The 15,855-nt window shown below is 37.1% G+C and carries 17 protein-coding genes; 14 read left to right on the forward strand and 3 right to left on the reverse strand.

The window, feature by feature from the left end:
- Positions 1–86: 86 nt before the first annotated feature.
- From B2C77_RS04685 to B2C77_RS04720, 8 genes are all read left to right on the forward strand, one after another.
- Positions 87–554 (forward strand): P-loop nucleotide/nucleoside kinase family protein, encoded by a 468-nt coding sequence (locus tag B2C77_RS04685; protein WP_077706831.1) that lies wholly within the window; start codon positions 87–89, stop codon positions 552–554.
- A 183-nt stretch (positions 555–737) separates the two neighbouring features.
- Positions 738–1,280 carry a helix-turn-helix domain-containing protein gene (locus B2C77_RS04690; RefSeq protein ID WP_077604227.1) on the forward strand — a complete coding sequence of 181 codons (543 nt, stop codon included), beginning with the start codon at positions 738–740 and terminating at the stop codon, positions 1,278–1,280.
- Positions 1,281–1,292: 12 nt separating this feature from the next.
- Positions 1,293–1,565 carry a PLD nuclease N-terminal domain-containing protein gene (locus B2C77_RS04695; RefSeq protein WP_139344885.1) on the forward strand — a complete coding sequence of 91 codons (273 nt, stop codon included), beginning with the start codon at positions 1,293–1,295 and terminating at the stop codon, positions 1,563–1,565.
- Positions 1,516–2,421 (forward strand): ABC transporter ATP-binding protein, encoded by a 906-nt coding sequence (locus B2C77_RS04700; protein ID WP_077604226.1) that lies wholly within the window; start codon positions 1,516–1,518, stop codon positions 2,419–2,421. Before B2C77_RS04695 ends, B2C77_RS04700 begins: the two co-directional genes overlap by 50 nt.
- Positions 2,418–3,203, forward strand: coding sequence for an ABC transporter permease (locus B2C77_RS04705; protein WP_077702594.1), 786 nt, complete (start codon positions 2,418–2,420; stop codon positions 3,201–3,203). Before B2C77_RS04700 ends, B2C77_RS04705 begins: the two co-directional genes overlap by 4 nt.
- Positions 3,204–3,272: 69 nt before the next feature.
- Positions 3,273–3,665, forward strand: a complete 393-nt coding sequence (locus B2C77_RS04710) for a PH domain-containing protein (protein WP_077702595.1) — start codon at positions 3,273–3,275, stop codon at positions 3,663–3,665.
- Positions 3,662–4,147: an anthrone oxygenase family protein gene (locus B2C77_RS04715; protein WP_077702596.1), complete on the forward strand. Its 486-nt coding sequence runs from the start codon at positions 3,662–3,664 to the stop codon at positions 4,145–4,147. Before B2C77_RS04710 ends, B2C77_RS04715 begins: the two co-directional genes overlap by 4 nt.
- 138 nt (positions 4,148–4,285) lie before the next feature.
- Positions 4,286–4,912, forward strand: a complete 627-nt coding sequence (locus B2C77_RS04720) for a LysE family translocator (RefSeq protein ID WP_077604222.1) — start codon at positions 4,286–4,288, stop codon at positions 4,910–4,912.
- A gap of 623 nt (positions 4,913–5,535) precedes the next feature.
- On the opposite strand, the gene B2C77_RS04730 is transcribed toward B2C77_RS04720, so the two are convergent.
- Positions 5,536–7,344: a hybrid sensor histidine kinase/response regulator transcription factor gene (locus B2C77_RS04730; RefSeq protein WP_176087275.1), complete on the reverse strand. Its 1,809-nt coding sequence runs from the start codon at positions 7,342–7,344 to the stop codon at positions 5,536–5,538.
- A 189-nt stretch (positions 7,345–7,533) separates the two neighbouring features.
- Here B2C77_RS04730 and B2C77_RS04735 point away from each other — a divergent pair, with 189 nt between their 5' ends.
- From B2C77_RS04735 to B2C77_RS04755, 5 genes are all read left to right on the forward strand, one after another.
- Positions 7,534–8,109 (forward strand): sensor domain-containing protein, encoded by a 576-nt coding sequence (locus B2C77_RS04735; RefSeq protein ID WP_077604219.1) that lies wholly within the window; start codon positions 7,534–7,536, stop codon positions 8,107–8,109.
- Positions 8,110–8,488: 379 nt separating this feature from the next.
- Positions 8,489–8,926, forward strand: coding sequence for an RNA polymerase sigma factor (locus B2C77_RS04740; RefSeq protein ID WP_077604218.1), 438 nt, complete (start codon positions 8,489–8,491; stop codon positions 8,924–8,926).
- Positions 8,910–9,164: a helix-turn-helix domain-containing protein gene (locus B2C77_RS04745; protein WP_077604217.1), complete on the forward strand. Its 255-nt coding sequence runs from the start codon at positions 8,910–8,912 to the stop codon at positions 9,162–9,164. Before B2C77_RS04740 ends, B2C77_RS04745 begins: the two co-directional genes overlap by 17 nt.
- A gap of 409 nt (positions 9,165–9,573) precedes the next feature.
- Positions 9,574–9,780, forward strand: a complete 207-nt coding sequence (locus B2C77_RS04750) for a DUF3173 domain-containing protein (protein ID WP_077604216.1) — start codon at positions 9,574–9,576, stop codon at positions 9,778–9,780.
- Positions 9,773–10,981, forward strand: coding sequence for a tyrosine-type recombinase/integrase (locus tag B2C77_RS04755; protein ID WP_077604215.1), 1,209 nt, complete (start codon positions 9,773–9,775; stop codon positions 10,979–10,981). Before B2C77_RS04750 ends, B2C77_RS04755 begins: the two co-directional genes overlap by 8 nt.
- A 272-nt stretch (positions 10,982–11,253) precedes the next feature.
- Here the strand turns inward: B2C77_RS04755 and B2C77_RS04760 are convergent, their stop codons facing one another.
- Both B2C77_RS04760 and B2C77_RS04765 read right to left on the reverse strand, forming a co-directional pair.
- Positions 11,254–13,194, reverse strand: coding sequence for a heavy metal translocating P-type ATPase (locus B2C77_RS04760; RefSeq protein ID WP_077702598.1), 1,941 nt, complete (start codon positions 13,192–13,194; stop codon positions 11,254–11,256).
- 489 nt (positions 13,195–13,683) lie between these two features.
- The gene (locus tag B2C77_RS04765; RefSeq protein WP_077702599.1) at positions 13,684–13,983 is read right to left on the reverse strand and encodes an ArsR/SmtB family transcription factor; all 300 of its coding nucleotides are present in this window, start codon (positions 13,981–13,983) and stop codon (positions 13,684–13,686) included.
- Between the two features lie 432 nt (positions 13,984–14,415).
- Between B2C77_RS04765 and B2C77_RS04770 the strand changes: the two genes are divergently transcribed.
- Entirely contained in the window at positions 14,416–15,576 is a 1,161-nt protein-coding gene (locus B2C77_RS04770; RefSeq protein ID WP_077702600.1) for a metal ABC transporter solute-binding protein, Zn/Mn family, read from the forward strand.
- The last annotated feature ends 279 nt before the right edge of the window (positions 15,577–15,855 follow it).

Genomic DNA, 15,855 nt, shown 5'->3' on the forward strand with positions numbered 1-15,855 from the left:
AATTATTAGGAGTGATAGTATTGTCGAATTTTGAAGAAAATATAAAGGACATATTAAGACAAATAACTTCAAATCCATTAATTATTATGATGTGTGGTGTAGCGGGTTCAGGGAAGACGACATTCGCACAACGCTTGGAAACAGAAGGGTTTGTACGTCTTTCGATTGATGAAGAGATTTGGAAGGTTAATGGACGTTATGGAATAGACTATCCTGCTGAGAAATATGGCGATTATCAAGTTGAAGCTGAAAGAAGGCTTCAAAATCAATTGATACGTCTGATTCAGGATAAACGAAAGGTTGTGATTGATTTCAGTTTTTGGCAAAAAGCCAAACGAGATGGATACAAACAGCTAATTGAAAAAGCTGGTGGTGAGTGGAGACTTATTTATTTGAAAGTTAGTCCTGAAATTATTCGCAAACGGTTGGATATACGGAGTAAAAGATTTGATGCAAATGCAGCTTTTCCTATCACGGAAGATGCTTTAACTTCTTACTTAAACGGATTTGAAGTGCCTTCTTGCGAAGGGGAAGTAGTTATAGAGTCAATATGAAAAGTAATCTTAATAGGACAAATGAGTGTATCTTAAACACAGAAAATACAATAACCTTCAACAATCAAAAGATTGTTGAAGAAGAATAGTGGGCGTAGTGGTCAAACCTTTAGAGCTATAGTTGACAATCTTGTTTTTTTACATTATCGTTTTATAAAATGATAATGATATGGAGGTAATCCAATGAAAGGAAATGCTGATTTACTTCTTCATCCCGTGCGGATGCGAATTGTACAGCAATTGTTGCTAAACAAACCACTGACGATCGCTCAACTTGTGGAGATACTTGGAGATGTTCCTCAAGCTACGCTATATCGGCATATCAATCTTTTACTTGAGGCAAATTTAATTGAAGTGATTGAAACAAAAAAGGTGAAAGGAACAGAGGAGCGTAAATTCTCAGTCAAAATGGATAACTTGCAAATTCCTGAAGGCGAAATTGAAACGATCTCACAGGAAGATCATATCCGTCATTTTTCCGTATTTCACGGTAATTTACTTCAATTAGCAACGTCTTATTTGGCGAATACGTCCCCTGAACAGTATGAACAAGAAGGGTTTAGCTATGCGTATGTACCTTTGCATTTGTCAGATGAGGAATTCCAGGAGCTTACTCAGTCCATTCAACAGGAGATTGAGAAGGTGTTCAACAACAAATTAACACCTGAACGAACCACGCGAATTTTTGGGAGTATGTTTATTCCACAAAAACCACCAAAAGAGTAAGGGGGGCAACAGATGCATTATGGGTATCACATTGAAATTGATGAAATTGGAGCTTGGTTACCATTACTTTTGCCTATCTTAATCCTACATCTGATCTTATTTTCTGTGGCATTAGTGGATTTATTAAAAAGAGATCAAAGTACGGATTATAAATGGCTTTGGGGTGCTGTGATTATACTGGTTAACATCATTGGTCCCATTTTATATTTTGTCTTGGGAAGGAGGCAACGCTCAGATGCACCTACTTCAAGTAAGTCAACTCCAAAAAAAGTACGGAAATCATGAAGTTGTTCAAAATGTTGATTTTCATATTAATCAAGGAGAATGTGTGGCTCTTCTCGGTCCGAACGGAGCAGGTAAAACAACGATCATTAAAATGATACTAGATATAAACAAACTTACAGGCGGAAAAATCTTGCTTAACGGAAAACGCCATGACCAAATGCGTAAATTTATTGGGTATTTACCACAACACCCTACTTTTTATCCATGGATGACGGGAAGAGAATTGCTTATATTTATGGGCGGACTTTCAAATATAGAAAGGGATATTTTGGAAGAAAGGATCAACGAATTGCTGAAGTTGGTAGGACTGAGTGAGGTAGAAAATCAGCTTATTGGTACCTATTCGGGAGGGATGAAGCAAAGGTTAGGTATTGCACAGGCACTTATCCATCAACCAAAATTACTGATTATGGACGAACCAGTTTCTGCATTGGATCCATTAGGACGCAGGGATATATTGGAATTGCTTAAAGTGATCAAACAGAAATCGACGATTCTTTTTTCAACACATATTTTGCATGATGCCGAAGAACTTTGTGATAAGATGCTGATCATCAACAAAGGACAATTACTTGTTAACGGATCCATTCATCAAATTATTGAACAGACTCAAAAACCAATCTTTATCATTCAGGCACCTCGATTAAGCGAGTGGACACACCAACTTATGAATGAAGACCTTATTGAATCTATTGAGTTAACAGGAAATGCTGCCAAAGTACGAGTTAAAAATATCGAACAGGGAAGAGATTGGCTGTTAAGCCATATTTTAAAAGCACAGCTCCCAATTCAAAAGTTTGAATTAGTGCAAGAAAGCCTAGAAGAGATCTTCTTAAGGATGGTGAAGTCATCATGAATCGTTTCACAGTTCTGTTGCAGAAAGAGTGGCTTGATGCAAAAAGAAGCTATAAATTATTATGGTTGCCTGTCGTTTTTATGTTTTTGGGCATTCTCCAACCTTTATCGTCTTTTTATTTACCAGAAATTTTAAAAATGGCTGGTGGACTGCCTGATGGAATGACGATCACATTACCTGAGTTAACGGCTAGTGAAGTATTAGCTAGTGCCTTAACCGATCAATTTGACCAATTGGGCTTAATCGTGATTGTCATGGCAACGATGGGCATCATTGCATCAGATAAAAATAATGGCATGTTAGCGTTTATTCTGACGCGCAACACGACACTTGTTGAATATTTGCTAAGTAAGTTAGTAGGGCATGCTGTCATGATTGCAGGTTCCATATTCCTCGGATTTCTGACAGCAGTATTTTATACTTTTTATCTATATCAAGCTGTTTCCGTGGCCAGGATAGCAGCTGGGCTGGGGGTTTATTACATTTGGTGTCTGTTTATGTTGACCTTCGTAATCGCAATCGGCGCTTTATTGTCTAGAACACCGGCCATTGCATTGTTGTCTATTTTTGTTCTAATCTTTTTGAAAACTATTACATTGTTGGAGGGAGGATTTCAAATCCTAAATCCAGCACATTTATCAAATCAAGCTGTTAGCATCATAACGTCAGGGAATGTGTTACCGCACTTTTTCATCACCATGACGGTATCTGTATTACTCATTGTTTTCTGCTTAATATTTGCAACATCGTATTTATCCCGAAAGGAATTGCCTTCTATGTGATTTCCTTCATCGGGTCACTGGTTAAATAAACCATAGATGATTGGCTGTATAAATTGGAGGGGATACAAGATGGGTTTTCAAGTTGTGGCAGGTGATCGTGAGTTACGACTGAATATTTCGGGATGGACAGCGGCTTTAACTTTGAGGAAGGAGATCAAAATACCTTACACCTCCATTGAAGAAATTCGGGTGGGGAAATTTCATTTTCCATGGACTGCGGCTATTAAGAGAACTGGTATCACAACATCTGGCTATAAAGCTGGAATATTCATGATTGAAGATGAGAAATACTTTTTAGCCTATCATAACCAAAATGAAGTCGTCATGCTTCAATTGAAGGGTTGTGAGTTTGATCATGTTGTATTTGAAAGTGAAAACCCTAGACAATTGGTTCACGAAATGATGAGGAATTACCCTTCAATCAATCTAAGAGAAAACGCACAAAGGGAAGATGAAATATGATCGAAAACCTCTTTCCTATTCTAATTTTTACTGCATTATTGGGATCTGGGCTGATTGCAGGATTATTCTTTGCATTTTCGGCATTTGTCATGAAGGCTCTCTACCGGCTCCCTCCAGAGCAGGGAATTTCGGCTATGCAGTCCATAAATAATGTTGTGCTAAATCGACTATTCTTTACAGTGTTTATGGGGACATCTCTTGTTTGTATCCTGCTTGTGATTATTTCATTATTCAATTGGCAAGAACCGAATGCCATTTATATATTAGCTGGTAGTTTGTTTTATCTTCTGGGAAGCTTGCTGGTTACGGCGGTATGTAATGTCCCACTAAATGATGCATTAGCCAATATAAGAGCTACAGATGCAGAAAGTTTGGAGCTATGGAAAGATTACTATTTAAAATGGACAGCATGGAACCATGTTCGGACCATTTCAAGTTTAGCCTCATCAGCACTATTCGTCTTCGTTCTTTGGCGAATTTAGACCAAAATGGAATGGGGGATGAGGTTTCATATGAGTTATCGTCAATTCTGATGATTGTTTCCTGCTAACTCTATACAGGGAAAATAATAGCGATATAACTAAAGTGACGAGTATTCTAGTAAAAGGAGCGATATTTATATGATAGAGTTTTCAACATTAGGAACATTTTTTGTGGTGGTTTTAGGTTTATTTTTGGTACCCGGTCCTGCGGTACTTTTAACTTTGTCCAGCACCATACGAGGAGGTAGAAAAACAGGGATTCTAACAGGGCTAGGTATTGCAACAGGTGATTTTATACATACAATGTTTGCTGTTTTGGGGCTGTCTGCTATTTTGATGACTTCAGCTGCTGCATTTAACCTTGTCAAATATGCTGGGGCAGTTTATTTGATTTATATGGGGCTTAAAGCTATTGCAGAAAAGCCCAATAAACAAGACCTTCCTTCCGTCTCAAAGTCATCAAACCTTCAATCATACAGACAAGCCGTTTTGGCAGAGGTATTGAATCCAAAAACGGCTATTTTCTTTTTAGCTTTTCTGCCTCAATTTGTCCATCCTGAAAAGGGCACTGCGATAGTTCAATTCTTATTGCTAGGTTTGATATTTGTGATTATGAGTTGTCTTTACACTACCTTGATTGCTATCAGTGTTCGACTCATTGGCCGTTTGATGAAGAGAACTGCCAAACTTGGACAATGGAGTGGAAAATTTGCAGGTTTGATTTATATATGGCTTGGTGTAAAAGTAGCTTTTCAACAGCGATAAAAAATCCGTATGTGATCATGCAAATTGCCTCTGGTCGCCATTATTGGCGGAGGAAAAGCGGGAATCAATACGCCTGAGGCTTCTGAAGAAAGAGGGCAGGCCAGCACAAATAGCTTATCGATTGAATGGCCGGTTGTTCTGGCTAGTGCTTTCTTTGTCCATTCTCCATTACTTGTCCGATCGTTTAGGAGTTTCCCAACGGATCGGACCCTGTGAATTGATGATCTACTTTTGTTGTATTTACGTGCTAATACGTCGACTACTTTTTCGGGGAATTTTACCACCGTATCGACCACGAACATAACAAACTCCCATATTCCTCCCGATCTAACCAAAATCCTGAAAGAGATCAATGAGATATAAAGTGAAACTTCATTCAGTGGGGGTTTTTTTCATCCCCCACTGAATAGTAAGGATCAAAGGCTAAATTCGCAACATCCTGTCGGCAGGCTCAAAGCACGACATCCTGTCGTTTCGCCCGCACTAGTACGTCCTGTACGTCGCAACGCCTTTGTGACCTTCGTCCAGCAGGCCTGAACCAATCGGGTATTTACTGGCAGTTGTCCCCCACTTACAATTCTCGTTTTCACCTCGAATTCTTGAAGTGGGGGGCTTACTGTCAGTTAATTCGGGATCAATCCGTTCTCTATACACTTTTCTACAGCTTGGTCACGATTGTTTACACCAAGTTTGGCGTACATTTCGGAAGCATAATTCCTAACTGTACCTTCAGATAGAAAAAGTCTAGCGGCAATGGTCTTGTAACGCATACCTTTGGCTAAATAGTGAATAATTTCAATTTCTCGAGATGTCAGTCCATAATCATTTTTGTCATGTTTACCAGCTGAAATATTTTGCTCCTTCAATTTTTCAAACACCTGATTAGCAATTTCATGGTAGATAATGGTATCTCCACGGTGAATGAAACGAAGGGTATCAATGAGCTCTTTTGCTTGAATAGACTTAAGTAAATAGCCATTTGCTCCTTTTTGCAGAGCCTCTACCGCTTGATCGATATTCTCAAAAGATGAAAGAATCACAATCTTGATCATGGGATTCTTCTCCTTTATCGCTTCCATGGCTTCTATTCCATTCATATTTGGCATATTTACATCCATAAGCACGATATCGGGCTGGTTTAGGCTACTTAATGATAAGGCATCTTCTCCAGATTCAGCAATACCGACAATTTGCAGTTGATTGTGACTCTCCAAAGTTGTCTTCAACCCATCCAAAATGCCAGGTTGATCATCTACTAAGATTACCTTGAGCGTCTCGGTATTAGCTTCGCTGTTTCTTGGAATAGTACAGATAATCACCGTTTCTTCCATATTGTCTGTATGTATGGATAAATTTCCTTGCAAAGCCTGCAATCTTTCTTTCATCGCACGTAAGCCAAAGCCGAGTTCAATTTTTTTCGCTTGTTCCAATACACCATTGTCTTCAACTTGCAAGCGTAGCTCCAAGCTGTCGAAGTATAAAGATACTTTAATTTCACTTGCTTGCCCATGTCTAACAGCGTTCGTTAATGTTTCCTGAATGCAACGAATAATCGTTAATTTAACTTCCTTTGATAAGTTGTATTCATCTCCAAAATATCGAAATTTAACAGACGTATCCGTACTTTCCATAAATTTGTCAATTAACTGTTTTACATATTGAACAAGTGATAAATTCATTGCGGATGGTTCCAACTGATGTACAAGCTTTCGCATGTCTTGTAAACCGTCACGTGCCGTGTTCAGTAAAACGTTCAGTTTATGTCCAACCTTTTCATCCGCCAACGAAGAATGGATTGTCTCCATACCCATGATCATCGTGGTAAACGTATGACCGACCGTATCATGCAACTCCCGCGATAAACGATTACGCTCCTCCTGCAGAGTAAGTTGTTCCACCTCGTATACATATTGTTCAAGCACACTGTTTTGCTTATGGATGATCAAGCTTTGCTTATGGTTGGTCACAAGTAATTGAAAAGCATAACCAAGTCCAAATGCTACACCATAATTCGATATTAAACGAAGAAAAGTGTCGGTCAAAGATTGATCGGTTACCATTCCGATGATAAAAGGAATGACCACAATAGTTAAAGGTCCGGACCAAATATAGACTCTTAGGATACTGTAAAACCCTATCACAAAAGCAATCGGGATAAACTGCCATAATGCATCATGAAGAAGGAATGTCAAAAAAATGCAATAGCTTCCAGAAATGATGATCTCCGTAAGTATGAAGTATTTTCTAAAAAATTGCTGAATTAAAAATGGAATTGAAAAGACAATGAAGGGCAATCCAAACAGAATCCAAAACGGAAATGATAAAATATTATGAAATTCCCACAAGCCGATTAGGACAGAGAGTAACCAAATGGAGCGAACAGCAAATACCATCCAGTCATACCAGTACCACTTTTTGATGATGTCATACATAAGAGAACCCCGCTTATTTAATGATGTGACTATCACTATTTTACTACAAGTCATTATGAATATCAGTCATGAAAACAAATGACAAAATGTCACTATGCCTTATGACGTGAAGTATGGATAATGAAATAAGTATTGGACAGTGAGGAATCTAATGCTACTTCATTATTAAAAGAAAAGGTGGTTTTCTGTATGAAAATGCTTATCTTTAATTTTAAAAACTTTCTGTATTTGTTCCTTTGGTTTTTCATTGGCTTCTTATATTTCGCTTTTTATTTAATAAGCGTAACATTTTCCGTTGGAGTAAGTTTTACAGTTGTTGGTATTCCGATTTTAGCAGGAGTTTTTCGGACGATTCCTTTTTTTCTGGATTTGGATCGAAAAATAGCAGAAAAATATGCGCATATAAATATCCCTAGCTTAAAATGGGATCCACAAGATAAATTGACAAAGGAAATTTCAGACAAAAGAAATTGGTTTACTGTGGGGATCATGATTTTTCCAAGATTTATTCTAGGTTTCTTCACTTTTATTGCTGCTTTTGTCTGTTATTTACTGCCAATCGCTATGATTTTATCTCCTTATTTGTATAGATTATTTGATATGACCGTGATGATGATTGCGATTAATACATTACCACGTGCTATAGTAGCTTGCATAGCAGGAATCATTTTATTGTTATTGTTACCCCGTTTGGCGGAAAGAATTGTAAAGTGGGCAGGGAGTTATACAGAGAATATATTGGAAACGATTCGAAGCTGGCGATGATGATCGTATGTAATATAGGAGGACAAGGCTTTACTATATGTAGTGAATTTATCAAATGGAGATTAAAAAAATCTAAACCTCCGTTTCTCCCTTTAAAAAAGGATTTCATAAGGGGACATTAATTTTGCTTTTTTTAAGCTACGATATATCAAAAACATCTTGGATAATTATGAAACCATTATAGCATTAATGTCACAACAAACAGCATCTAGTACAAATATCAATTTTTATGCCCAACTGGTTGATTATCAGTTGGGCCTTATATTTTTTAAAAAAATAAGATCACTGATATTTTTGGCATTTTATAAAAAATCTTGTTGAAGGTTATGAAAGGGGAAATCATCACCCACCTTTGCGGTTGCGAAGGGAGAGGATATGCATGATAGAACCAGATCGTACCGAATGGCAAGTTCGCTGTGCATTTAATGCTTTTTGTAAACGTGTGTTGAAGAATGAAGCAATCAATATTTTTAATGAAAGAAAACAACGACAAGCAAAGGAGATGACATTTTCTGATCTCACCCCACAAGAAGAAAATCAACTCTATACCTTAGATAAGCAATATGAAGGAGAAGAAGGACAAAGTTTTCAAGTGGCTGGAAAGAAAATCACTCCGAAATTACTTGCTGAAGCCATGCGTACCTTGCCAAAGGAAAAGCGTATCACTGTCCTACTATACTATTTTTTTCAACTGTCTGATGTGGAAATTGGTCAACTACTCGACATTCCACGTAGTACAGTTCAGTATAGGCGGACAAGCTCTTTTGAACGGTTAAAGCGATTTTTGGAGGAACATGCAGATGAATGGGATGATTAATTCTAATATTGAAAACAACGAGCGTGGTTTATTGCCGTACCCAATTATTTTAGCTGCAAATAAGGGTGAGCCAGAAGCAATGAAAGTAGTTGTTTTGCATTATGGAAGCTACATGACAAGCTTATCTATGCGTAAGCTCCGTGATGAACAAGGAAATACTTATTGGGGCATCGATGAAGATACACGCGAACACTTACGAGCGAAGCTTATGCAATCTGTTTTAGCTTTCAAGATTTGATGAAATAATGGTTAGGTTTTCCCTTTCATTAATCATAATTTGATCTTTGACAAAGAAAGCATGGAAGATAACGCCATGCAGTATAAATAAAAAATCAGATACGTTTTACTGATGATGAGCCACTTGATTCATACGCCACGACTTTCGTTAGAAACGAGCGATAATCTATGAATCTAATGCAATCGTGGTGGATTGCTGGCGATAACTCATTAGTTAGGATAATGATACTCCCCTACCGTCATGGTTCGAGCGTTCAAAGCGTCGCAAACTATGAGTAGGGCTGGAAGAAATACTTGCAGGGGTGAAATTCCCGTGGAGCTGCACCAACAGCCGTCTGATTTTTTAATAGTATTAAATTATCGTTGTTTCTAGTATGTATTCTTCTGTTAGTGAAAGGGAGGTATATATAATGAAGGAACTGATTACAAAAGATGATTTAATTCAACTTGGGTATCCTAAATATACTTCGATACGAATTATTAGACAAGCCAAACAAATCATGGTACAAAAAGGGTATCCATTTTATAATAATAAACGCTTAGGGCGTGTACCAAAAATGACAGTCGAATCGATTCTAGGTTGTGAACTAGAATTGGAGGAAGACAGTCATGGCTAAAACCAAATATGTAGGGGTTTATATTGATAACAATGGTCAATATTTTTATGAAACGGAGTTAGGAACGGATCGCATTACTGGAAAACGACTCCGAAAAAAAGGACGTACGAACCAACAAGGAAGAAAGTTTACTTCTGCTTTGCAAGCTTATAAAGAATTGGTACGGGTGAAAAATGAATACCATCAAGCAAATGGTTATGGAAATTATCACATGACATATGGTCAATTCATGGACACTGTGTACATTCCAGCTTATGAAACCGAGGTGGAAGAAAGTACTTTTTACGTTCGCAAACGAACTTTAGAAAGTATGAGAGATCGTTTTACAAACATTGAGCTTCGTTCTTTAGCAGTAGAAGATGTCCAACGTTATCGAACCTGGTTACTTTCTGATAAAGGAGCTGGATATTCCCAAGCATATGCAAGTTTGGTATTTGGTATGTTTCGTAAAAGTCTGGATATGGCAGTTGATATGCAATATCTAGAAGTGAACGTGTCTAAAAAGGTGAAGGCTATCCCTAAAGGAAAAGCGGTTGTCCCATATTGGACAAAGAAAGAATTTGAAAAAGTTATCTCGGTTATTTGTCTGGATGACTTTTATGAACATTTATGTTTTGTGATGTTGTGGACGTATTTCATGACGGGGATACGGGTTAGTGAAGGAACGGCCTTGTGGTGGGATGATATAGATTTTAAAAACAAACGGCTTCGCGTTCATCACTCACTGTATTTAATAAATAAAAGCAATTGGAAACGAAAAGATTATACAAAAACAGAGGATGGTAAACGGATCATCTCTTTGGATGAGGATACGATACAAGTGTTGCAAGAATGGAAACAACGACAATCAAAAATAGGGATTGACGATTTTATTTTTAGTTATGATGGAGCGCCAATGATTAAATCGACGCTTGCTAGAATTATTCAACGTTATGCAAAACTTGCAGATGTTCATCGTATTCAAGCTAAAGGACTCCGACATTCGCATGCGTCTTATCTCATTAATGAATTTAATGTTTCTGTTTTGATTTTATCAAAGCGTATGGGACATTCGAGTCCAGAAATTACGTTAAAGCATTATTCACATATGTGGTCAGGTGTAGATGAACTAATTGCGGAAGAGATGACAGGTAACATTAATATACGAACAGCGGAAAAATCAAGTATATCATTTAATGGGAATCAAGCAGTAAAAAAATAAGTTCCGCCAGAATCCCCGCCAATACAATTTAAAGGTGTGATAAACGTTGATATAGCAATGTTTCGGCGTCACCTGCACACTTGGAGTGGGAATAGTAGGAGGAGAGCTAGAAACCTTTTCGTATCAAGGGTTTTTGGCTCTCTTTGATTTTTCATTGCACACCGTAAAATGAACAACATCAACAGTATATTTAGAAAAAAAACCGTCAACCAATGCATAATATGCAGTTGAAGACAGTTCAATGTGATTTATATCTATGCTTCTGTTGTTTGTCAGTCCGTAAGTAATACATTATTTTTGGAGCGCAATAAGCGAAGTCCATTTAAAATGACGACTAAAGTACTGCCTTCATGGATGATGACACTAATTGCGATATCCGTTAATCCAAGAAAACTCACCACAACTAAAAAGGCAACAACTGACATGGAAAATATAATGTTTTGCCAAATCACCCGGTTCATTTTTCTAGAAATGCGGTGAGCATTTACGAGTTTCGATAGATCGTTTTTCATTAAAGCTAAATCAGATACTTCTACTGCAACATCCGTCCCATCGCCCATCGCAATACCAACATCGGCGTTAACTAAAGCAGGTGCATCATTCACACCGTCACCAACCATACCGACAACTCCATAGTTTTCTTTCTGCGAGTTAATGATGTTCGCTTTATCATCTGGCATAACATTCGCAATGACTTCATCTATACCTAGCTTTTTCGCAACGGCTTTACCTGTCATTTCAGAATCACCCGTAATAAGAGTGGTGTGGATATGGAGGCTTTTGAAGTAATCAATTGTTTTTTTCGCTTCTTTATTAGGAATATCCATTAAAGCAATAATCCCAATTACTTTTTCATTTTCAGCTACATATACGACTGTCTTACCTTCAGAGGCCCATTCATCATTTAAATCTGCGATGTCATTTGGTACATTATGAAAAGAAGTTGGTTTCCCAATGCGATAATTATTTTGATTATAATCTCCGGTTAACCCTTTACCAATTTGATTTGTGATGTCAATGTCTAGTTTATTTTGAGCAGTAAATTTATCTAAAATTGCGTTAGCTAAAGGGTGGTTAGATCCTCTTTCTAGAGCAACTACAATATCAATGATGTATGTTCCATCTATGGAGTCTGAGAAGAAGTAATTGGTAACTTGCGGTTTTCCTCTTGTTAAAGTGCCTGTTTTATCAAAAGCGATGGCATTAATATTTGCGAGTTGTGAGAGATAAGACGCTCCTTTTGAAAGTACACCACGTTTGGCGAGGTTTGACGTAGCGGACAGTGTGACTGACACAGTTGCAGCAGCAAGTGCACACGGTGCCGATGCTACTAATAAGACAAGTCCTCGATAGGTACTTTCATACCATGACCAATCCAATAGGAATGGTGCCATTACTATAACTAACAGTATGGCAATTAAAACGAAATTAACATACTTTGGCTCGAATTTTTGAATAATACTAGCAGCTTTTGTTTGATTACTTTGGTTTTGATTTACGAGTTGCAGAATTTTTGAGAAAACCGTGTCTTTCTCTTCTTTTGTTACTTCCATAGTGAAAGTTCCTGTTCCGTTGATGGTACTGCCAAATACTTCGTCACCTTTTGACTTTTCTTTAGGTATACTTTCACCATTTATGGATGATTCATCAATAGAAGTGCTACCAGATAATATTTTTCCATCAATAGGTACTTGATCCCCATTTAATACTTGTAAACGGTCTCCAACTTTTAAGTCGCTAACTTCAACGAAGGTGGTATTCCCACTATCATCCATTAATCGCGCAGTGGTTGGGTTCATTTCAAGTAATTTGGTGATTTCTCTTTTACTCCGTCCTTCAGCATAATCTTCTAGAAAATGCGCACCAGAGAAAATAAGAATCAATAATGTCCCTTCCCAAAATTCGCCCAATAAGGATGCACCTAAAGCAGCTAACCCCATGAGGATGTGGGAATTCGGTGTAAATCTTCTTTTATGTTTCGTATTTTCAATTGTCTCACCGATACCTTCAATAATAACGACATGGTACCCTGCGATGATTGTCGCAATCGAAAAAAGAATATTTTGCAGCAATAGATAATCATCGTTTAGAAATAAAGCGATAATTGCCACGATCAAGCCAATAAAATAAAGAATAATTGGTGCTTTCCCATGATCATGATCGTGATTGTGGCTGTGTTCATCGTTATGATGATGTGCGTGATTTTTTTTCATTTAAAATCCCTCCTTCTGCCTCTCATTAAAAATAAATCAATCGTTTTTTGCATAAATAATTTTAGATCGTTGAAGGCACATTCATATGATTGTTCATTCATATGAATGTAATTACATATTAACATATGCACGAATCATGTCAATACATATTTATAAAAAAACCTTATACGATAATCAAATATCGTATAAGGGAGGGTCCTTCATGGTTAAATTTTATTTTTGAATAGTTTTTTGGTGATTTTTTATAGCGTAAGAAAGCATAGGCCTAATATAACAACGTGACAGAATAAGCCACGTCGGACTCGAGCGCCCAGTAACTAGGCGACTTCACTAATCGCCTTAAGATAGGTCATCATCGGTTCGTGCCACTAAAACAGGGGGTGTGCCGCCAACGTCAGCATTTCCCTGTTTTTAGTGGCTTGATTTGATTCCTAAATCTTCTCATGCTATGTTGCTAACCGGGCACTTGCGCTTTTACCAAGCTTACAATTATTCAGTATCCGTATCTTCTTTGATATGAGCGAATACTTGATCTAAAATTTCATAAATGTGATTATCGTCTGGAAAATAAACGACTGATTTTCCTTCTCTTCTTGATTGGATTAATCGATGGTCTTTTAATATTTTTAATTGATGGGAAGCATTTGATTGTTCAATACCAATATGGTTTACAATGGTTGAAACATTAGCTTCTGCTTTAGAAAGTAAATGAAGTATAGAGAGCCTTGTTTCGTCTCCTAAGATTTTAAACAAACGAGCAGAGTTGTGGATCATTTCTTTATCGTCCATGGTTATATCCCTTCTTATCATACATAATATGGATTATATTTTTTATACTATCATGTTTGAAAAAATAATAGAAATAATGAACTACACATTGTTTCCTCTTCTTCATATTAATCATCTTCCGGGATATGCTGGAAGAATAGAGTAGGGAGTAGTAACACAATGCATAAAAAAAGCTTCTCATTTAGAAGAATAACGTATCAAACCCCACTTATCATGGGGCAGGAAGAAGCATAATAATAATAAAGTCTATCATATACAAAATGGAAAAGCCAATGTTGCATTGTTGTATATAAGAGTTTAAGAGAGAAGCAATATATGATCCAGTAGCATTGGGATATTAACTTGTATAAAAAAAATAAATCGTAATAATTACTATTTACAAATCGAAATCATTACGATATAATCACTAATGAATTTAAAGGAGGAGAAAAAATGTTCAAAAAGTATAAAGGTGTATTCATTTTATTTTTGCTAATTTTCGTAATAACTGCATGTTCCCAAGGCGAGGAAGCCAAAAAAAGTAAAGCAAGTGACGACTCCAAGAGTTCAGATAAAGATATAACTTTGTTTACTACTGTGTACCCTCTTCAGTATTTTGCTGAACAAATTGCAGGGGATGAAGCTATCGTAGAATCCATTTTACCGCCGGGGTCAAATCCTCATAATTATGAACCAAGCTCAAAAGAAATAGTACAAATTGCTGAAGCAGATGCTTTTATCTATAACGGAGCAGGCTTAGAACCTTATGCCAAACAAATCTCAGATACGATACAATCGGAAGACATAAAAATAGTGGAAGCTTCAAAAGGGATAGATTTTATAGAGCATGCTCACGAACATGGGGAAGAAGATAGTCATGCTCATGACCATGAAGGTGATGCAGAAGAAAGCAATCATGACCATGAAAGTGATGAAGGTAGTAATCATGCGCATGAGGGGGAAGATGACCACACTGATGAAGACGAACATGCTGGACATGACCATGGGGATAAAGATCCGCATGTTTGGTTAGATCCAATCCGTTCTATCCAGTTAGCTGAGAAGATAAAGGATGTGCTTGTAGAACTTCAACCTGATTCTAAAGAGACATTTAATAGAAACTTTTCTGAGCTAAAAGGAAAACTTGAAAACCTAGATAAAGCGTTTCGAGACAAACTTCAGGATTTACCAGGAAATGAGATTATTGTATCGCATGCTGCTTACGGATATTGGGAGCATTCTTATCATCTTAAGCAAATTCCTATATCTGGCTTAAGTCCAACAAATGAGCCGTCGCAAAAAGAGTTGAAAAATATTGTAGAAACTGCGGAGAACCATGGATTGAAATATGTGTTCTTTGAGCAGAATGTAACGCCTAAAGTAGCAGATGTTGTTCGCGAGGAAGTGAATGCAGAAGCTTTACGTATCCATAATTTATCTGTTTTAACAGAAGAAGATTTAGAGAAGGATGAAGACTACTTTACGCTTATGCAATCTAATTTAGAGGCTTTAACAAAAGCATTATCGGACCCTACGGCAGTTTCTGATGAACCTGGCAAAGTGGAAGAGAACGAACATGAGCATCACGATCATAGTCATGCTCATGATGAATAAACGGTAAGAGCAATGATTACTTATTATGAAGACAGATAGTTGCAAGAATCTACATTCTCTCTTTGCAATAGAAAACTATAGTATTCTATGGCATACAGTAGAAGAAAAATTAAAATAAAGTTTCCGCCATAGACTTGACGATATGCCTAGTTTTTTATAATTAAATCACTAGCGTTGCATAAAATTGGTTTGAAAATTCAGTAATCATTTGCACAAGATTTTTTGCCAATAAGACATTACCTAAGCAAAGGTGGGCTGTCCATTTGGAAAAATTATACA

This window comes from Virgibacillus dokdonensis, from assembly GCF_900166595.1.
GTDB classification, from domain to species: Bacteria; Bacillota; Bacilli; order Bacillales; family Amphibacillaceae; genus Virgibacillus; species Virgibacillus dokdonensis.

Bases quoted from the DNA above. Each gene is read 5' to 3' on its own strand.
- B2C77_RS04685 (WP_077706831.1), top strand. From the start codon at position 87: ATGATGTGTGGTGTAGCGGGTTCAGGGAAGACGACATTCGCACAACGC.
- B2C77_RS04690 (WP_077604227.1), top strand. From the start codon at position 738: ATGAAAGGAAATGCTGATTTACTTCTTCATCCCGTGCGGATGCGAATT.
- B2C77_RS04695 (WP_139344885.1), top strand. From the start codon at position 1,293: ATGCATTATGGGTATCACATTGAAATTGATGAAATTGGAGCTTGGTTA.
- B2C77_RS04700 (WP_077604226.1), top strand. From the start codon at position 1,516: ATGCACCTACTTCAAGTAAGTCAACTCCAAAAAAAGTACGGAAATCAT.
- B2C77_RS04705 (WP_077702594.1), top strand. From the start codon at position 2,418: ATGAATCGTTTCACAGTTCTGTTGCAGAAAGAGTGGCTTGATGCAAAA.
- B2C77_RS04710 (WP_077702595.1), top strand. From the start codon at position 3,273: ATGGGTTTTCAAGTTGTGGCAGGTGATCGTGAGTTACGACTGAATATT.
- B2C77_RS04715 (WP_077702596.1), top strand. From the start codon at position 3,662: ATGATCGAAAACCTCTTTCCTATTCTAATTTTTACTGCATTATTGGGA.
- B2C77_RS04720 (WP_077604222.1), top strand. From the start codon at position 4,286: ATGATAGAGTTTTCAACATTAGGAACATTTTTTGTGGTGGTTTTAGGT.
- B2C77_RS04730 (WP_176087275.1), bottom strand. From the start codon at position 7,344: ATGTATGACATCATCAAAAAGTGGTACTGGTATGACTGGATGGTATTT.
- B2C77_RS04735 (WP_077604219.1), top strand. From the start codon at position 7,534: ATGAAAATGCTTATCTTTAATTTTAAAAACTTTCTGTATTTGTTCCTT.
- B2C77_RS04740 (WP_077604218.1), top strand. From the start codon at position 8,489: ATGATAGAACCAGATCGTACCGAATGGCAAGTTCGCTGTGCATTTAAT.
- B2C77_RS04745 (WP_077604217.1), top strand. From the start codon at position 8,910: ATGAATGGGATGATTAATTCTAATATTGAAAACAACGAGCGTGGTTTA.
- B2C77_RS04750 (WP_077604216.1), top strand. From the start codon at position 9,574: ATGAAGGAACTGATTACAAAAGATGATTTAATTCAACTTGGGTATCCT.
- B2C77_RS04755 (WP_077604215.1), top strand. From the start codon at position 9,773: ATGGCTAAAACCAAATATGTAGGGGTTTATATTGATAACAATGGTCAA.
- B2C77_RS04760 (WP_077702598.1), bottom strand. From the start codon at position 13,194: ATGAAAAAAAATCACGCACATCATCATAACGATGAACACAGCCACAAT.
- B2C77_RS04765 (WP_077702599.1), bottom strand. From the start codon at position 13,983: ATGGACGATAAAGAAATGATCCACAACTCTGCTCGTTTGTTTAAAATC.
- B2C77_RS04770 (WP_077702600.1), top strand. From the start codon at position 14,416: ATGTTCAAAAAGTATAAAGGTGTATTCATTTTATTTTTGCTAATTTTC.